The 16851-nt window shown below is 46.4% G+C and carries 16 protein-coding genes and 1 pseudogene; 7 read left to right on the top strand and 10 right to left on the bottom strand.

Features of this window, described 5'->3' with window-relative positions; genetic code table 11:
* Positions 1 to 17: 17 nt before the first annotated feature.
* Positions 18 to 353 carry a helix-turn-helix domain-containing protein gene (locus tag MTR11_RS11940; RefSeq protein ID WP_104972794.1) on the top strand — a complete coding sequence of 112 codons (336 nt, stop codon included), beginning with the start codon at positions 18 to 20 and terminating at the stop codon, positions 351 to 353.
* A 215-nt stretch (positions 354 to 568) separates the two neighbouring features.
* Here the strand turns inward: MTR11_RS11940 and MTR11_RS11935 are convergent, their stop codons facing one another.
* The 7 genes from MTR11_RS11935 to MTR11_RS11905 all read right to left on the bottom strand — a co-directional run bounded on the left by MTR11_RS11935 (position 569) and on the right by MTR11_RS11905 (position 8052).
* A complete protein-coding gene (locus MTR11_RS11935) occupies positions 569 to 1315 on the bottom strand; it encodes a phosphatase (RefSeq protein WP_243327619.1) in 747 nt (248 codons plus the stop codon).
* 25 nt (positions 1316 to 1340) lie between these two features.
* A complete protein-coding gene (locus tag MTR11_RS11930; RefSeq protein ID WP_243327618.1) occupies positions 1341 to 2075 on the bottom strand; it encodes a nucleoside/nucleotide kinase family protein in 735 nt (244 codons plus the stop codon).
* A 9-nt stretch (positions 2076 to 2084) separates the two neighbouring features.
* The gene (locus MTR11_RS11925; protein WP_005435522.1) at positions 2085 to 2603 is read right to left on the bottom strand and encodes an MltR family transcriptional regulator; all 519 of its coding nucleotides are present in this window, start codon (positions 2601 to 2603) and stop codon (positions 2085 to 2087) included.
* A gap of 59 nt (positions 2604 to 2662) precedes the next feature.
* Positions 2663 to 3934, bottom strand: coding sequence for a zinc-binding dehydrogenase (locus MTR11_RS11920; RefSeq protein ID WP_243327617.1), 1272 nt, complete (start codon positions 3932 to 3934; stop codon positions 2663 to 2665).
* 47 nt (positions 3935 to 3981) lie between these two features.
* Positions 3982 to 5406: a PTS mannitol transporter subunit IICB gene (locus tag MTR11_RS11915; protein ID WP_272165520.1), complete on the bottom strand. Its 1425-nt coding sequence runs from the start codon at positions 5404 to 5406 to the stop codon at positions 3982 to 3984.
* 12 nt (positions 5407 to 5418) lie between these two features.
* Entirely contained in the window at positions 5419 to 5862 is a 444-nt protein-coding gene (locus MTR11_RS11910; RefSeq protein ID WP_005391226.1) for a PTS sugar transporter subunit IIA, read from the bottom strand.
* 432 nt (positions 5863 to 6294) lie between these two features.
* Positions 6295 to 8052, bottom strand: coding sequence for an SgrR family transcriptional regulator (locus MTR11_RS11905; RefSeq protein WP_243327616.1), 1758 nt, complete (start codon positions 8050 to 8052; stop codon positions 6295 to 6297).
* Between the two features lie 395 nt (positions 8053 to 8447).
* Between MTR11_RS11905 and MTR11_RS11900 the strand changes: the two genes are divergently transcribed.
* Together MTR11_RS11900 and arsB are read left to right on the top strand one after the other, a co-directional pair.
* A complete protein-coding gene (locus MTR11_RS11900; protein WP_145472108.1) occupies positions 8448 to 8789 on the top strand; it encodes an ArsR/SmtB family transcription factor in 342 nt (113 codons plus the stop codon).
* An 84-nt stretch (positions 8790 to 8873) separates the two neighbouring features.
* Positions 8874 to 9929, top strand: coding sequence for an ACR3 family arsenite efflux transporter (gene arsB / locus MTR11_RS11895; protein WP_005391233.1), 1056 nt, complete (start codon positions 8874 to 8876; stop codon positions 9927 to 9929).
* Positions 9930 to 9972: 43 nt separating this feature from the next.
* On the opposite strand, the gene MTR11_RS11890 is transcribed toward arsB, so the two are convergent.
* Entirely contained in the window at positions 9973 to 10752 is a 780-nt protein-coding gene (locus MTR11_RS11890) for a helix-turn-helix transcriptional regulator (RefSeq protein ID WP_046873725.1), read from the bottom strand.
* 21 nt (positions 10753 to 10773) lie between these two features.
* Positions 10774 to 11296 (bottom strand): annotated as a pseudogene (locus MTR11_RS11885) (YbhB/YbcL family Raf kinase inhibitor-like protein).
* Positions 11297 to 11484: 188 nt separating this feature from the next.
* Here MTR11_RS11885 and MTR11_RS11880 point away from each other — a divergent pair.
* A complete protein-coding gene (locus MTR11_RS11880) occupies positions 11485 to 12276 on the top strand; it encodes a PhzF family phenazine biosynthesis protein (RefSeq protein WP_243327615.1) in 792 nt (263 codons plus the stop codon).
* Between the two features lie 92 nt (positions 12277 to 12368).
* On the opposite strand, the gene MTR11_RS11875 is transcribed toward MTR11_RS11880, so the two are convergent.
* Entirely contained in the window at positions 12369 to 13397 is a 1029-nt protein-coding gene (locus MTR11_RS11875; RefSeq protein WP_243327614.1) for a lactonase family protein, read from the bottom strand.
* Between the two features lie 406 nt (positions 13398 to 13803).
* On the opposite strand from MTR11_RS11875, the gene MTR11_RS11870 reads away from it, so the two are divergent.
* The 3 genes from MTR11_RS11870 to MTR11_RS11860 are packed head-to-tail and all read left to right on the top strand — an operon-like array spanning position 13804 to position 16779.
* Complete coding sequence (locus tag MTR11_RS11870; RefSeq protein WP_045603079.1) at positions 13804 to 14751, top strand: HlyD family secretion protein; 948 nt, start codon at positions 13804 to 13806, stop codon at positions 14749 to 14751.
* A 4-nt stretch (positions 14752 to 14755) separates the two neighbouring features.
* Positions 14756 to 15682 carry an ABC transporter ATP-binding protein gene (locus tag MTR11_RS11865; RefSeq protein WP_005487744.1) on the top strand — a complete coding sequence of 309 codons (927 nt, stop codon included), beginning with the start codon at positions 14756 to 14758 and terminating at the stop codon, positions 15680 to 15682.
* Complete coding sequence (locus tag MTR11_RS11860) at positions 15682 to 16779, top strand: ABC transporter permease (protein WP_005498311.1); 1098 nt, start codon at positions 15682 to 15684, stop codon at positions 16777 to 16779. The genes MTR11_RS11865 and MTR11_RS11860 overlap by 1 nt, the downstream gene beginning before the upstream one ends.
* Positions 16780 to 16851: the final 72 nt, after the last annotated feature.

Genomic DNA, 16851 nt, shown 5'->3' with positions numbered 1-16851 from the left:
TCCTTTCAGGAGAGCACATGCAGGTCGATCCTATTATTGAAGCACTGATTGCGAGAAGAAAAGCGAGTGGCCTCTCCCGTGAACAAATGGCAAACATCGCAGGGATGAGCGTGAAAACGTATCAACGGATAGAGCGTGGAGAATCCGACCTGAAACTTTCCCAATATCGCTCCATACTGCGCTCTCTGCATTTGACCGATCTCGACATCGCATTGGATATAAGAGACGTTCAACACGTAACAGCGGATGATCTAATTGCCGTTGCACGCTTGCTGTCTCCTGAAGCTCAGTCCCTACTTGTTCGCCTGTTATCGCTCGTTATTGAACAGCGGAACACAAAAAGCGGCTCATAACCTTATGACTGATTAAGAGCAATAAAATTCCCGCTCGTCCTATAATATTCTCGAATTATGGCCTTCGTTCCCTTTTTCATTGATTCTTCTTTTCACGCTTTAAATCACAGTCGCGTTGTTTGTTCTACGCCTCCCCAAAACGAATAAAACCCGCAGCTTGGCGGGTTTTAGGGCTGTATAAGAAAATACTTCATTTAATGTGTTTAGGATTTTACTTAGTAAAAATCCTTAAACTCTGGAATCCTCGCCTTACCTCTCAGCAATAAGAAGTTCAAGAATCGGCTCGTCGACGTAGTGAGTATCTTCTCTTCTTCCACACCGTGTTTTTCCAGCAAAGCAATCGCCAAATCTAACTTAGAGATCTCTTCACAGAAGTGCGCATCAGATCCGGTACTGAAGTAAACGCCAATCTCTTTGCCCAGCTCGACAATGCGATCACAACGGGAGTCACTGCCCTTACGGCTTTTGCCTGTCAAAGATGTATTGTTAACTTCAACCGCAACATTGTGCTCTTTCGCGCAGCGCAGCACCTGTTCCATATCGAATGGGTAATTTGGGTTACCTAAGTGACCAAGAACATCCACTCTGCCGCTTTTAATCGCATTTATTAGAGCGGCAGTATGCTCAGCTTCGGTTGCGGGCTTGAATACGGGTTCATGGAAACTCGCAATCACCCAGTCAAGATGTTGGTCAGAAGACGATGGTAAGTCTATCTCCCCTTTCACATTCAGCGTGTTGGCTTCGACACCACGGAGAATACCTACATCGTGTAAAAAGCGGGGCAAAATTCTTTGATTATTGAAATGCCAGTAGTGAGGGGCTCCTGGCATTTCGGGAGCATGATCGGTGGTACAAAGAAGTTTTAGCCCCTTATTCTTGGCGGACAATGCGTTCTCTAAAATGGTGCTGTAAGCATGTCCACTGGCAATAGTATGGGTGTGGCTATCAACGACGATATCCATGGTGACCTCCTAAGTTGTGGACGAATTATCGAATTTCGAACGAACCGTTTTGATTCAGAAACAGCGTGAGATCCGCTGGAATCGAGTGATTTAAAACCTTATCTACATTTACGGCATCTGAGTTCAAATAAAACTCCAATGCAGCTTCTGGCTCTGTACCACCACGAATCTTACGATTGACTAAACGCTCTTGTAGAAACTCAGGCTGTGTATCTACGAAGACGGTGAAATCGGCCAAGCGATGCAGTTCTTTCCATACTGGTTCATCTAACAGCAGCCAGTTGCCCTCGACGACGACAATATTGCGTTTAACCTGAATGGCATCATCCACAGGATCATGTAAGTTGCGATCGTAGTAAGGCCATTTGCTGTCTTTCACTTTAAGCTGTTTCAGCTTGTCGATAAGCTCCGTCAGATTAAATGTTTGATAGGATCCCTTAATACTGCGCAGAGGCACGAGCTCGCCATCTCGTTCAATCGTATTGTTGTCGAGGATCTCATTTGGATAGTGGAAACCATCAAAAGGCAGAACCTGAAGTGGCTCTTGGTTTTCATCTTGTTCAGAGAGGTATTCCCAGAACGCAGCAAGGGTTGACTTGCCACTACCCGGAGGGGCACACAAGAACACCACAATGCGCTCCTGCTTCTCATGATATAGGCGGGTAAATTTTTCGATAAGAGGTTGATGGATTCGCTTTACGTCGGCATCAGGAAAGGTAGCTTCGGTTTCAAAACCACTGACGTTTAAATTCACTTTCATGGTGAACCCTTATTGATTGATCTCCCCTTCGATTCTTTCTATCAACATTTCACATGACAGCTTCAACACTGTTTTGATGAGAGATTCGTATCTCATTTGCGAAAAGGACTCAAACGAAGAGAACTTAAGCTGATTGATCGATTCAAGATAAAAGCTGTCTTGCTGAGAAGAGAGTACCGCTTGGTTTTTGATGAAATCATAAATCACGTCATCCGCGAATTCGACTTTCTCCGGTTGGCTAACCACGTACTCCAAGACCTGATCGTACAATCCGATATCGGCGTAAGTTTCCAAAGAGATTTTGCCCATCGCAAACATCAGCTTCGATACCACATCGGTCGTCACCAACGGACCATCTTCTTTCAATAAAGGATCCACAGCATACTCCTTCACCAGATCGTCTTGGACGAACACGCTCGGAAGTAATGCTTTTAACTTGAGGTTAATTATTTTGTTAGAAACCTGAAGAAACGCAGTCGCATTTTCGCACTCGTCCAGTTTCTCCAGTAATTCGTCTTCACGTGACAACGTATTATGACCTCTCCATTATGTGGCAGCGCAAAGGCTACCACACAAATTCGTTGCAACTAAACCGTTAAGCTCACGTCATAAAACTCAAGTAACGCTTTTTCTGCATGTGCGTTCCACACATAGTTATTCGCGTTCAAAATTGCGTCTAATTCGGCGAAGAACGGGTCTTGGTCTGCCAACGATAGGAAATCATCAATCGCGGTCAATGGCAGGTCGATGTGTGGGTAAATCAACTTCTTACCGCCCGGAATATCCAGCTGATTCAAGATCGTATGTGGCGCAGCTTGCAGACCACCAACGTGCGTGATCATGAACGATGGATTGATCTTACCTTGTGAAGACAAGTCGATAGATTCCACCATGTCACCGGTCGAGCCGCCAGATGTGCCCACAATGTGCGTTGATTCGTAATGCACGTTGTAGAAGTTAAACGGTACTTTGAATTTTTTATCGGTAGGGCCTGCGAAGAAGTTCAAGCAACCGTCGTTGCCCAACAGCTCATCGGCTTGTTCTAGCACTTGAGCAACCGCCGCGTAGACCATTACATCGTCGTAGCCTTTGCCACCGTTGAGTACTTTGAGATACGCGACCGGATCGTCGATTTGAGCGGTATTCACATAGTGCAGTTCAACGCCCTGCTCTTTGGCTTTTGCAACGGGAATGAGGCTTTCAGCTCGGTCTAAACGCGCGGCGTCGATGTCCGTCACCACGATCAGTTTTGGCTTTACAGGGCCGTTGATCGCATAGTCAATCGCACCAATCCCCATTGGGCCAGCACACGCAAGTAGCGCTAATGCTCCGCCCTCTTTGATGCCCATATCGTGCTCGTACACGTATTGCGTAGTGTGGTAACTCGCATGGTACGCACCGATAATGCAAGACATTGGCTCAGCCAAAGACGCATCTGCAAAGTAGTCACCGTGGTAAGGCAGTACGCAGCCTAGGTCGATAGCGATTTTAGGAATAATGGAATACGTCGCGTTGCCACCAAAGGTTTCGTAGCTGTAACCCGCTGAGTAACCAGTAGGCAAACCCATTGCTGGTTGCAGAACAAAGTAATCGCCAGCTTTGAATCGGTCTTTTAGATTCTCACCGACTTCAACAATCACACCTGCGTATTCATGACCTGTCATCACTGGCACTTCGTCAATGTTTTCAGGAACGCGTTTGTGTTTGCTACCTAACAATGCTGCTTTGTAAGTGGATAGACAAATGCTGTTTGAAATGTTTTTAACCAGAAGTTCATCGGCTGAAATGCTTGGCAAATCAAAAGTTCTTAGTTGAACGTTTTTCTCACCACAGATAACCGCTGCCGTTGTTTGTACCATGATTTATCTCCTAAATGGGGCGATACCTGCCGCCCCAAACTGCATTGTTAGGCTGGTTGCTCAGTCGCGACCGCTTGTTGCTTAATCTTGTCCATCAGCTCGTCAAGCGCTGGGTCGTTGAGGAAGTTCTTGATCGTTACGACTGGTAAACCTGTCGCGTTGACTGCGCGGCTTTCTAAGCTCTCGTGCGTCACGACGATGTCGGCTTCACTCGGGACTTTCTCGATGGCAAAGTTCTTCACTTCAATCTCTATCCCAGCTTGTACTAGCTTGCGTTTGAAGGTCGAAGCGCCCATTGCACTAGAGCCCATACCTGCATCACAAGCGAATGCGACGAATGAAATTGATTTGCTTAGTTCTTGCGTCGTAGCAGCTGCAACTGGCTTAACTGCGCCTTCCGCTTTCATCTCTTTCATGTCAGAAACTGACTTCTCAAACTCGCTTTCTTTTTCTTCTGATTTGCTCACCTTCAGAATCGCACTTGCTACCAAGAAAGAGACAATCGTTGCACTTGTCACACCTGCGATGGTCGCGATGAAGCTACCTTTCGGAGTAAGAGCAAGGTAAGAGAAGATAGAGCCTGGACTTGGACCCGCGACCAAACCGGCATCAAATAGGTTGAAGGTTGCGATGCCTGTCGCCGCACCAGCAATCATTGCCACAATCATGATTGGTTTCATGAGTACATATGGGAAGTACAGCTCATGAATGCCACCAAAGAAGTGAATGATGATGGCGCTTGGCGCAGAGCGTTTAGACAAACCCTGACCAAACTTCGCGTAGGCCAGCAGCATACCAAGACCAGGGCCTGGGTTAGACGCCACCATAAAGAAGATGGACTTGCCCGTTTCTGCGGCCGCTTGCAGACCTAGTGGGTAATAAATACCTTGGTCGATAGCATTGTTTAGGAACAGCACTTTCGCAGGCTCGTTAATGATCGCTAACAGAGGCAGGAAACCCGTCGCAACCAACGCTTCGATGCCTGATTTCACAAACAAGTTTGCTGCGGTGACTGAAGGGCCAACAATCTCGTAGGCGAACAAACACAACAACATACCGACGATACCCAACGAGAAGTTGTTGACCACCATCTCAAAACCAGAAGGGATGCGGTGTTGAATACGTTTATCCACTTGCACCACAACCCAAGCACTCAGTGGGCCCATGATCATTGCGCCAACAAACATCGGTATGTCAGCCCCGACAATCACGCCCATCGTACCGATAGCCCCCGCTACCGCGCCGCGTTTTTCACCAACAATCTGACCACCAGTGTAACCAATTAAAAGTGGCAGCAAGTAAGTGATCATTGGCCCCACGAGTTCGCCAAAGGCTTCGTTTGGCATCCAGCCCGTAGGAATAAAGAGTGCAGTAATAAAGCCCCAAGCGATAAAGGCTCCGATATTTGGCAGCACCATGGCGGTCAAATGACCTCCGAAGGCTTGCACATTGGCTCGCATGTTTGCTTTCACGTTATGTTCCTTTTAGTATGCTTTTATTATGTCTAGCACTTGTTCTTTGGAAGAGGCTTGTGCCAGTTTTGCAATGTTCTCTTCATCCACAAACATCTCGCTCAACGCTTGAATCACCTCAATGTGGGTATCAGAGTCTTTCGCAGCTAAGGTAATAAGAATATTGGCCGGACCGAGATCCGATCCAAAATCAACAGGTGATGGGAAAATATGAATGCCTAAGCCTGTTTTTAAAACACCAGTTTCAGGTCGGGCATGAGGCATTGCCAATCCAGGGCATAACACATAGTAAGGACCGTTTTCTTCCGTTGAACGGATGATTGCATCAGCATAATGCTGGGAGACGTAACCTTTATTTTCTAGGTATTGCGTTGTCTTTTTAACCGCATCTTGCCATTGGTAAGCGCGATCATTAATTACATCTACTAGTTCGTGGTCGATTAACTCGTACAACATATTTAACCCTATCAACAGTTCGTCATCTGATGGGTTAATTATCAATAACAGAGTCCCAACCGCGCAACCGAGCTACTTTTGCGCTTCGAGTCACACTTTAAAGCCTGTCAATTTGTTTAAATGGACAGAGCTCAAAAATCCCACACGTAAAAAATCTACAAATTTTATTTGAGCAACAAGTCAATAGACGAATTTTGAATACAATCACCTTCTCGAAAATATTCTTAAAGTTACATTATTTAAATTAGATCACATTAGACCTATTGACTCGATATAATTCGTGATTAATTTCAAAGTTCATTTCGGGCCGTTTCTTGATCACTCGCGCTCAAACGTAGATAAGCATCACACTTGTTGGCTAGAAAAAATAAAAACGTCACTGGCTTTCACCAAATTGCAGACACAAAAAAACCGCCATTCAGGCGGTTTTGATCAGTCCGCAGACCAAACGGATCGTATGTCTGGCCATCCCCAGTTTGTGAGTGCGACATCTTCCAAGACCCCTTGAAAACGTAGCGTCTGAGTATGGTGAAACATAGGTGCAATCCAATATTCGCTAATCAATGTGGACGCAATCGGCTCTAACGCGCTCAGGTAATCTTCAAGCGGTGAGAATGCGCGGACATTTTCCATTTGAGCATCCAACCACGCCGCATTTTGCGCCCCTAAGGTGTGGTAAAGCACAGTATTGCTAAAGAAGTTGCTAAACGCAGACGCATGACGGTTATCGTCCAAGTTGATATTGGTTACAACCAGAGTCTCATCAAGCGTGCCGTTTTTGGCTTTCTCGCTCAGTTCACGGTAGGAGTACATAACGATCTCCACTCGGCTGCCCGCACGCTCTAAACACGAAGAAATCGCTCGTGCGCACCGGCGTAGCGCCGTGTAATTGTACCCTGCGATGGTGATCAGCTTTGGCAACTTGACCGCATCTCCAAAGGGGCGCAACACTGGCTTCCAGTTAGGCAATAAGTTATAAGCAGGTATGCTCCCAAATATAATGTTTTCATTACGCATCACGTCAGCTAGCAGTTCAGGTTGAATCAATTCACTGATGTATCGGCGCTGGGCCTGAGACAAAGCGTGCTTTGCATGATGGTTAAACAGTGCGAACAAACAGCCGTCTTCCGTTCGACTGCGTTTACTCGCTGGTGATACTTCACTGTTTGGCGTCGACATATAGTGGCTGCACATGTCATCAGCAGAATCAGGTTCTGGTTGCAATGTGTTTGCGGCAAGCGATGGATTTTCCATCTGTTCATCGTTGACGATCCATATCGTCACAAAATCCGTTAATACTCGACACGCGTAATAGCCATCAAACGCTTGCAGTTTCAAACGGTTTTCACTGTGCTCAACGACGGAAAATGGACCACTCCCCACCACCAACTTGTTGTTAGCAACGTTCACCTGACTCACGGGCTGAATGCCATATTTCACGCCAGAAATAAGTCCAGCAAAACCCAAGTCAGGTCGGTTAAGCTTAAAAACAACCTTCAATGGATTAAGTGCCGTAATGTTGGCAACATGCGCCAGCTCTTTTTCGTAGTATTCCAAAGAGCTTAATTTGGCGAACAAACTGACAACCGTTTCAGCATCAATTGGGTTGCCATTATGAAAAGTCAGACCCGGACGAAGATAAAATGTCCATTCGTACAAGCTGTCATCATAACGCCAATGATGAGCCAGCTCTGGCTGCACCTGCCCGTTGTAATCGCTCGAAACCAAACAACAATAAATTTGGCGAAGCAAAAAACGCTCACTACTTCGCTGCAGTTGATGCGGAACCACACGCTCGAACATGCGTTTGTAGGTCAGCTGAATATTGAGCCGCCCCTCTTTTACCGATGCGCCCGACGTTGTTTTGAGGAGTCGCCCAAATGCAGCTTCATCTTCATCCAGAATCGACAGCGCTTTCTCGTACTTACCAAGCTTGATTCGCTCTAGTGCAAGGCTTTCTTTTAGCGCGCTGAGTTCAACGTTTAACAACAATGTTGAACGCTGGTTCCGTCCCGGTTTTGGTCGCCAACTTAACCACGCTATCTCTTGCATCTGCGCCAGCAAACTGCGCGCATGACGAGGCGAAGTAAACAATAAATCGGCGATTTCTTGCAGCGTGGTTTTTGCTTCATTACCAACACCAAAAGAGAGCAAGCGTTGGTAATAACGAAATAAGTTGAGATCAGACACCGCACGCACCTTAACTCTAGGAGGCCATTCAATAGGCGTATTTTACTGAACTTGGCGGCAATAAAATAAGAAAACTTCCAAACACTTTGTTCCCCTTTTACTAACATTTCGTACCTATATTGTAGGAAAACCCCACCAATTCGGTTTTATCAGGAATAAAGCGAAGAAATCTACTCTCTTTTTCGCCTCCCCTTTTTTCACCATACTGATTTAGCGAGCAGGAAATATAGAAAATTGCTCATAACCTAACCCCCAAGCAGAACTTAGCTCCTGATACCACACCCCCCAATTCGTCGTATCTTTAAGTTCTGCTTTTTTACTGCCAACAGTTGCGCCTTATAAAAAGCACACGTACACTTAATCGTAATTCGACGATTAACTATAAAGGTCTGCTCATGAGCAACAAATGCAGCGAAACATGCGAATTTGCTTTTGAAGCCACACAAAAACAACTGGATAAAGAGCAAGCACTCGCCGCTCAAGCAAAAGCGCTGTCTCATCCTGCTCGCTTACGCATTCTGCATATTCTTCACACTTTAGACACTATGGGCGGCTGCTTAAATAGCGATTTAGTCTCTGAGTTAGGTTTAGCGCAATCGACCGTATCAGAACACTTACGTATTCTAAAACAGGCAGGGTTTATCAGTGCAGAACCTAACCCGCCAAAGGTTTGTTACCGCATTCAACGTGAAAAACTGAACGCGTTTAACGCTCAATTTTCCGGTTTATTTAGCTAAGACACGTTGCGCGCTTTCCATGCGCGCAAAGATAAACTATAACCTTATATATCGCCTTTCGACGATAAACGAATAGAGACCACTATGACGACTGAAGTTTTAAATAGTGCCAGCGAAAAAATGAGCTTTCTTGACCGCTACTTAACGGTTTGGATCTTTGTCGCAATGGCCATCGGCGTGGGGATAGGCGCAGCCTACCCGCAAGTAGCAGAATGGAACGAAGCAATGTCAGTTGGTAGTACGAACGTACCACTCGCCATTGGTTTGATTTTGATGATGTACCCACCACTCGCCAAGGTGAACTACGGTCTATTGGGAACGGTAACGAGAGATAAAAAAGCCATCACGCTGTCTCTGGTTATGAACTGGATCATCGGCCCAATCCTGATGTTCGTTCTTGCTTTAACCTTTCTTGGTGATCATCCAGGTTACATGGTCGGTATTATTTTGATTGGCCTTGCACGCTGCATCGCTATGGTTTTAGTGTGGAATGATATTGGCGGCGGCAACAAAGAATATGGCGCGGCCTTGGTGGCATTAAATAGCGCATTTCAAATTCTGACTTACAGCGTTATGGCTTGGCTATTCATCACCGTACTTCCACCGTTCTTTGGCTATGAAGGTTTTGTGGTTGATATTTCCATGGGAGACATTGCGGAAAGCGTATTGATTTACTTAGGTATTCCGTTCCTCGCTGGTTTTCTCAGTCGTAAATGGTTAGTCGCTGCAAAGGGTGAGAAGTGGTACAACGATGTGTTTATTCCTCGAATTTCACCCATTACTTTGATCGCTTTGCTCGCCACCATCGTGCTGATGTTCAGCCTCAAAGGAGAGATGATTTTACAGCTACCAATGGATGTGTTCCGCGTGGCAGTCCCACTAGCGATCTACTTCGTATTGATGTTTTTTACCAGCTTCTTTATCGGGAAGAGAATGGGCATCCCCTACGATAAAAATGCCTCCATTGCTTTTACGGCGACGGGCAACAACTTCGAGCTGGCGATCGCGGTTTCCATTGCTGTATTTGGCCTGAACTCCGATCAAGCATTCGCTGGCGTGATTGGTCCGCTAATCGAGGTTCCCGTTCTGATTGCTTTGGTTAACGTCGCACTGAGGATGAAAACCAAATACCAGAGCTAAAATTGGAAACATAAAAGATCGAGCCAAACAGCAATATTAAGTACTAACTGACGACAGTTTTTATGTACTCGCTGGGCGTTAAACCAAACTTGCCTTTAAATCGTTGGCTAAAACGCCCTTCCGATTGATAGCCACACAACTGCGCGAGTAACGCAACGTTGTATGAACCATTTTGCATCAGGTAGAGTGCGTGATTTAAGCGCACTTCTGCCAGCACTTCGCGATACTGAGTGCCCTCTTGTTTGAGCTTGCGTATCAGCGTTGCTCGGCTCATAGCAAAGCGCTCAGCAACAAATTCCAAAGGATGGTCATCGCCCGGAGAGCGTGACAGATAGCGGCTGAGTTTCTGACTGAACGAGGTATTGGAACTCGAGAAAAGTCGATGCAATAGTCCTCGCTCTGCTAGCTGCTGATACAACCCCATCATCCAATAACGTTGCGTCGCTTCACTTAAACTTTCCCGTTCAAAAGAAAACAAGGCATTTAATGTCGCTTGCAGTGCTTTATCTGTCTCCACCGCTGGGACGTAATTTCCCAATGCATTACTCATACTCAGCTCTAACATTTCATCGCTAGGTACGCAGTGAAAACTGAACATTCGTGAGAGAAAACGCCCTTGTTGAGGAAGGTTTTCAAAATTCAGCGAAGCGTTTGCTTCACAAAGCATGATGTTAGGATGAAGAATATCAAACGCTTCGTCTTTCCAAAACAGACGCTTACTCCCTTTAATTATCTGGATAATACTCGGGGAGTGAATCCTGACGTTACGCAGCTTTTGCTGCTGCTCCGCACGAAACAGCGTCACTTGATATTGATGCCCCATCTTCTCCCCTTTCGTATTCAATTATCGTGTGTAAGTCGCGGTTAACTTCGCGTTGTCCAATGCAACACTATTCAACGTAAATCCTACAACCGCCGCTGGCGTGTTCTCATCCAAGTTCAACTTATCACTCGGCAGCGCCCAAACGGTAAACTGGTAGCGGTGCATACCATCTTTTTCTGGCGGACATGCGCCGCCAAAACCAGTAGTACCGTAATCGATACGAGACTCCTTACCGCCGAGCTTACTGATATCAACGCCACGAGGCAGCTCGTTAACTGAGGCTGGAATATCAAACGCTATCCAATGCCAAAAACCACTGCCTGTTGGTGCATCAGGATCGTACGCGGTAATCGCAAAACTTTTTGTACCCTTTGGAACGTCTTTCCACATCAGTTGTGGAGACTGGTTCGCACCATCACATCCCCAACCTGAATATTCAAATTGGATGACCTTCTTGAATATCTTTGCTCGTTAGTTCAAAAGCATGGGCAGAGCCGATAACCAAAACGCTAAGGGCCAAAACAGACTTGTGAATCGCTTTCATGTGTTTCTTCCTTTCAATGAGTTCAATTCAAGTCTATTCATCAACCCAAGCCAGGGCACACCAATAAGTATCATAAAACATAAAATCATCGTCCATTTTGAAACTTTAAGATTCTAACATAAATTTCTTATTTTCTGAGTTGCATCTGGTTTATGCTAACTAACCACTTATAGAACAAGGAAGACAAAATGGAACTGGATATCTTCGTCGTTGACGCATTTACAGACACGCAATTTAAAGGCAACTCAGCCGCAGTTGTACCCTTGCAAGAGTGGTTAGAACCAGATCTAATGCAAAACATTGCAGCGGAAAACAACCTCTCTGAAACCGCTTTTGTTAAAGCGATTGGTACGAATCAATATGAAATACGCTGGTTTTCACCACTTACAGAAATCGACTTTTGTGGACACGCAACGCTCGCCGCTTCCATGGTGTTGTTCGATCAACTCGGCGTTACAGGAAGTATTGAGTTTCACACATTAAAAGTGGGCACCTTAACCGTAATTAAGAACGCACTTGGCAAGATTGAAATGACATTTCCGACAAGAGCGCCACACCCCGTAAACGCCATTCCTACGCAATTGATTGAGGGATTAAACTGCGAAATAACACACGTACTGCTTAGCCCACAAGCTTACTTCGTCGTCGTGGAAGATGAGCAAACCGTTTTTGATGTTCAATATCGATCCGACCAACTGAAACAACTCGCCCCTTACGATGTCGTCGTCACATCAAAAGGCAGTCAATACGACTTTGTATCTCGCTACTTTTGGCCAGCTAACGGCGGAGATGAAGACCCTGTCACAGGATCAATCCACGCAGGCTTAGCACCATATTGGGCGCAAGAGCTCGGCAAAGCATCTTTAGTGGCGTATCAAGCATCAGCGCGTGGTGGCGTTCTGTACTGCGAAGTCAAGGAGGATTGCGTCAATGTATCTGGTGATGGTGTGTTGTATATGAAAGGCAAAATTTACGTCTAACTGTACGTTGAAGATTGGCGTTAACTGTTTTTATCCTGAAAGCCTAGCCGCCCGCTAGGCTTTTCTATTTCCTGTTGTTTCAGCGTTAATCGTTACAAAGGTTGTTCGACAATACACACAGGAGAGCCTATCTCACAGTCATAACCCGTTGGGGTAATTTCACCTGTTTGAGGATTGCGACGAAAGCTCACCACATTGTTGGAATGTTGATTGGCAACCAGCAACCACTTTTGATCACGAGACAACACAAAATCTCGTGGAAAAGCCCCTTCACAGTGAATGGCTGCTCGCCTTTTTGGCGTATCGCCAGACACATCAAACACACTGATTTTGTTCTGAGCTCGGCAAGAGACATACAAAAACGTTTCATCTTGCGAAAGACGAATCGCCGCCGCCGCTTGCTGATTCTCTTCCCCTTCTAATAATTCTGTTTGATTCGAGATAAGCCACTTATCTTGGTGCTTAACCAGAACAATCAAGGTTTCTGACAGTTCGCAAACCACATACGCTGTCGACTCTTGTTGGTTAAACACCACATGGCGCGGTCCCGAACCTGCGGGCAAATGAATCACTTGCGACAGTGAAAAATCCGGCGGCTGGGCATCGTAATCATAAATAAGGACGCTATCGCTGCCTAAGTCTACGACAACCAATTGATCACTGTGCTTTAAAAGCGTGACTTGATGAGCGTGAGGAGAAGTTTGGCGCTCTAAATTCGGCCCGCATCCATCAACGTATAAATCCGTCAACAAACCAAGCGGTTTACCATCGCGATCCAATTGAAATACGCTAACATTTCCAGAGCCATAATTAGCAACCGCCAACAACGGTTCTTTGATATCCAAATGACACGGATAATCGCCATTAATCGGCAAAGAGACGGATTCACTACCGCGAAAAAACGCGAGCTCTGCACCTTCATTTCTATCCATTTCGCTAAACGTATACAGCCCGTGTTCGGTGATCGTGAGATAGGACGGATTACGTTGAACTACAGCATCGTCAAGCCGAGTTAGTTCACCCGTTTCAACGTTCAGCGCTACACGCGCAATGCCCGTGCTCGTACTCGGTGGGTTGGTGTAAGTGCCAATATAAAAATGCACGTGACCAGTTGTTGTCATGGATGGCCTTATATGAGTGATTCGTATTATTCAACACCTTGCCTATTGTCATGGCCGACCGCAATCCATTTTACGAATCAGCAACTTAAAATGTGAAGTGATTTCTAATTCAGAATCAAGTGACAACTTGCAGCCCCAACTAGCCTAGTGTTTATCGCTGGGCATTTAATTTTACTTATCAGGAAAAACCTGACCTCGTTCAAGGTTTTTTCATTCCACCTCGCGACAAGCTTGTTCCAACGCTAAGCCTCTCTATTTAAAAAGAATCGCTTGTAGATAAAATGCTAAGCTCTAAAAAGAAATCGTTATGGATGGCAGTTAGCGACGGGTTGGCAGGCTCAATCAACACGCTCCCGTTCACAAGTTATCTATTCATGCATTACTTCTTCAAAGGAAGCACCGCACTATGAAGCGAATCATTTTTGGCACATTGGTTATTGCCCTTTTAAGCGCCTGTTCAAAAGATAACACGCACCAAGCGCTTGGCACTTTAGAACGTGACCGCGTAACGTTCACTGCCACATCTAATGAGATAATTAGAGCCCTTCCTGTCAAAGAAGGCAGCTTGGTCAGTGAAGGGGAAGTGTTGGTTCAGCTCGATACCAAGAATCAACAAGCCGTTCTTGCACACGCCGTTGCCGAGCAAGCCAAAGCGGGAGCGTATTTGCTTAAATTGACCAATGGTGAACGTCCAGAAGACATTGCTGCCGCATCGGCACGCGTAGCCCGAGCGGAAGCGCAGCTCACCGAAGCGCAGAAAAACTATCAACGCAAAGCAGAACTGGTGCGTAAAAAGCTCATCAGCCAATCCGAAAAAGATTCCGCTCTTGCGGCAAGGGACTCTGCGAGAGCGGAATTAGACTCAGCAAAAGAAGAGTTCAGTAAGCTCACCGCAGGTTCTCGCCTAGAAGACATCGAACAAGCTAAAGCCGCTTTAATGGCGGCAAAAGCCGAAGTGGCGTTGCAAGAGCAGAAACTGGCAGAACTCACCATCACGGCCACGCGTGACGGTACGCTCGATAATTTGCCTTACAACCTTGGCGAACGCGTACCAGTGAACGGTGTGGTTGCCGTGATTCAAGCCAACCGCGTGCCGTATGCGCGAGTGTATGTTCCTGCCGATTATCGAATCGGGTTTATTCCTGGGAAAACCGTGACGGTAAATGTCGATGGCCTTGAGAGTTCATTACAAGGCACCGTTCGTTGGGTGGCTAGTGAGCCTTCATTCACGCCCTACTTCGCACTAACCGAAGAAGAACGTTCACGATTGATGTATCTAGCAGAAGTTGATTTACCTGAGTCAGCAAAAACCTTGCCGTCAGGTGTGCCTGCCCAAGTAGATTTGGTGGAGTAAGCCAATGACCGAGTATGCAATTCAAGCTCAAAATGTGGTCAAAAAGTTCGGCGACTTTACTGCTATCAATAACATCACACTCAACGTGCCCAAAGGCAGCATTTACGGATTTTTGGGGCCAAATGGTTGTGGTAAGTCGACTACCATTCGTGTGCTCACCGGCCTTCTCAGCCCAAGCGAAGGCAGTGTGGATGTGCTTGGATTAGAAATCCCAAAACAATCCGAACAACTGCGGCTCAAAATTGGCTACATGACACAAAAGTTCTCGTTGTACGACGACCTATCCGTTCAAGAAAACCTCGAATTTATTGGGCAAATTTTTGGTTTAAGCAGCAAGTCGCTGAAAGAGCGGATAGAAGAGCAGCTCACCACTTACGGGTTGGATCAATTGCGAAAACAGCGCGTAAGCGGCATGAGTGGCGGTCAAAAGCAGCGCCTTTCACTCGCCGCGGCGACCATGCACAAACCCGAACTGCTATTTTTGGATGAGCCGACATCCGCCGTTGACCCCGAAAATCGACGCGATTTTTGGGAGCAGTTGTTCGACTTGTGCGATCAAGGTACGACGATTTTGGTCACCACGCATTACATGGACGAAGCGGAACGCTGCCACCGTCTGGCGATCATGGAATCGGGCGAAATTCGTGCCGATGGCGAACCCGAACAGTTAATGGAACAGATGGGCGTTAATATCATCGAGGTGAAAGCCGACAAACTTCGTGAACTCAAAGAAAAGCTGATTCAACGTGACGAAGTTCGCTCTGCGGCTCAATTGGGGATTCGTTTACGCATCCTTATCCACCAGCATGTCGAGCAGCCGATTGAGTGGTTAAAGCAGACGTTTCCCGAACTTCAAAACGCTGAAATGAACCACGCTCGCCCTAGCTTAGAAGATGTTTTTGTCAGCGTGACAGGGAAAGGCCGCCAATGATGAAACCTATCGCTCGCATGAAAGCCGTCATGATCAAAGAGATTCGCCAACTTTCCCGTGACCGAATCACGTTTGGCATGGTGGTGATGATCCCGCTTATCCAGCTTTTGCTGTTCGGCTTCGCAATCAATACGGACATTCGCAACATTCCGGTAGGTGTTGTTGACCAAAGTGGCAGTACCGCCGGGCGGATCATTACTCAGTCCGTCAAAGTCACTCAAGTGGTGGATATCAAAGAAACCTATGCCACCGCGCAAGAGGCTGAACAAGCGATTCAAGATGGTATTGTGCGCGCAGTGCTGATTTTGCCAAGCGATCTCACACAACGCATGATGCAAGGTCGAGAGCTTGGGCAATGGATTGTGGATGGGTCAGATACCATGATCAGCTCGGCAATATTGTCGTTGCAAACCATGCCATTGACCGATTTTGATTTCGAGATTCGCCCAGCGCCAAGCAAAACATTCGAAGTCGCACTCTACTACAACCCAAGTCGGCGTTCTGCGGTCAACATCGTACCCGGCTTACTCGGTGTGATTCTCACCATGACGATGATTTTGTTCACCAGTGCCGCGATTGTACGAGAACGTGAACGGGGAAATTTGGAGCTATTGATCACCACGCCCATCCACTCGATAGAGCTAATGGTGGCGAAAATCGTACCGTATATCTTTGTCGGCTTAATTCAGGTTTTCATCATTCTAGGGTTGGGACATTGGATTTTCGGCGTACCGATTAACGGTGCAATCAGCCAAATTCTGTTTGGAACCTTGTTGTTTATCGCCGCCAGCTTAACTTTGGGATTGGTCATATCCACCATCGCTACAACACAGCTTCAAGCGATGCAAATGACGGTGTTCATTCTTCTGCCTTCGATTCTGCTGTCTGGATTTATGTTCCCTTACGAGGGCATGCCAGTCGCAGCACAGTGGATTTCAGAAGCCCTGCCCGCCACTCACTTTATGCGCATGATTCGAGGCATAGTGTTGCGAGGAGCGGATCTGATGGACTTATGGCGAGATACCCTTTGGTTGCTCGGGTTTACCGTATTTGGATTGGTCGTTGCGTCACTGAGGTTTAAGAAATCGCTCGATTAAACTTGCCAATTTTTCTCTTTCGCAGAAACAAAAATAGCCTCGACAATGAGGCTATTTTTGTTTGGATATTCA

The sequence above is a fragment of the Vibrio sp. CCB-PB317 genome, assembly GCF_022808245.1.
In the GTDB taxonomy this organism is placed as follows: Bacteria; Pseudomonadota; Gammaproteobacteria; order Enterobacterales; family Vibrionaceae; genus Vibrio; species Vibrio diabolicus.
The sequence above is the reverse complement of the archived record's forward strand: the minus strand, read 5'-3'. Positions and strand labels throughout refer to the sequence as shown.

Excerpts from the sequence above, each read along its gene's own strand:
- MTR11_RS11940 (WP_104972794.1), top strand. The coding sequence starts at position 18 with ATGCAGGTCGATCCTATTATTGAAGCACTGATTGCGAGAAGAAAAGCG.
- MTR11_RS11935 (WP_243327619.1), bottom strand. The coding sequence starts at position 1,315 with ATGGATATCGTCGTTGATAGCCACACCCATACTATTGCCAGTGGACAT.
- MTR11_RS11930 (WP_243327618.1), bottom strand. The coding sequence starts at position 2,075 with ATGAAAGTGAATTTAAACGTCAGTGGTTTTGAAACCGAAGCTACCTTT.
- MTR11_RS11920 (WP_243327617.1), bottom strand. The coding sequence starts at position 3,934 with ATGGTACAAACAACGGCAGCGGTTATCTGTGGTGAGAAAAACGTTCAA.
- MTR11_RS11910 (WP_005391226.1), bottom strand. The coding sequence starts at position 5,862 with ATGTTGTACGAGTTAATCGACCACGAACTAGTAGATGTAATTAATGAT.
- MTR11_RS11900 (WP_145472108.1), top strand. The coding sequence starts at position 8,448 with ATGAGCAACAAATGCAGCGAAACATGCGAATTTGCTTTTGAAGCCACA.
- arsB (WP_005391233.1), top strand. The coding sequence starts at position 8,874 with ATGACGACTGAAGTTTTAAATAGTGCCAGCGAAAAAATGAGCTTTCTT.
- MTR11_RS11890 (WP_046873725.1), bottom strand. The coding sequence starts at position 10,752 with ATGGGGCATCAATATCAAGTGACGCTGTTTCGTGCGGAGCAGCAGCAA.
- MTR11_RS11880 (WP_243327615.1), top strand. The coding sequence starts at position 11,485 with ATGGAACTGGATATCTTCGTCGTTGACGCATTTACAGACACGCAATTT.
- MTR11_RS11875 (WP_243327614.1), bottom strand. The coding sequence starts at position 13,397 with ATGACAACAACTGGTCACGTGCATTTTTATATTGGCACTTACACCAAC.
- MTR11_RS11870 (WP_045603079.1), top strand. The coding sequence starts at position 13,804 with ATGAAGCGAATCATTTTTGGCACATTGGTTATTGCCCTTTTAAGCGCC.
- MTR11_RS11865 (WP_005487744.1), top strand. The coding sequence starts at position 14,756 with ATGACCGAGTATGCAATTCAAGCTCAAAATGTGGTCAAAAAGTTCGGC.
- MTR11_RS11860 (WP_005498311.1), top strand. The coding sequence starts at position 15,682 with ATGAAACCTATCGCTCGCATGAAAGCCGTCATGATCAAAGAGATTCGC.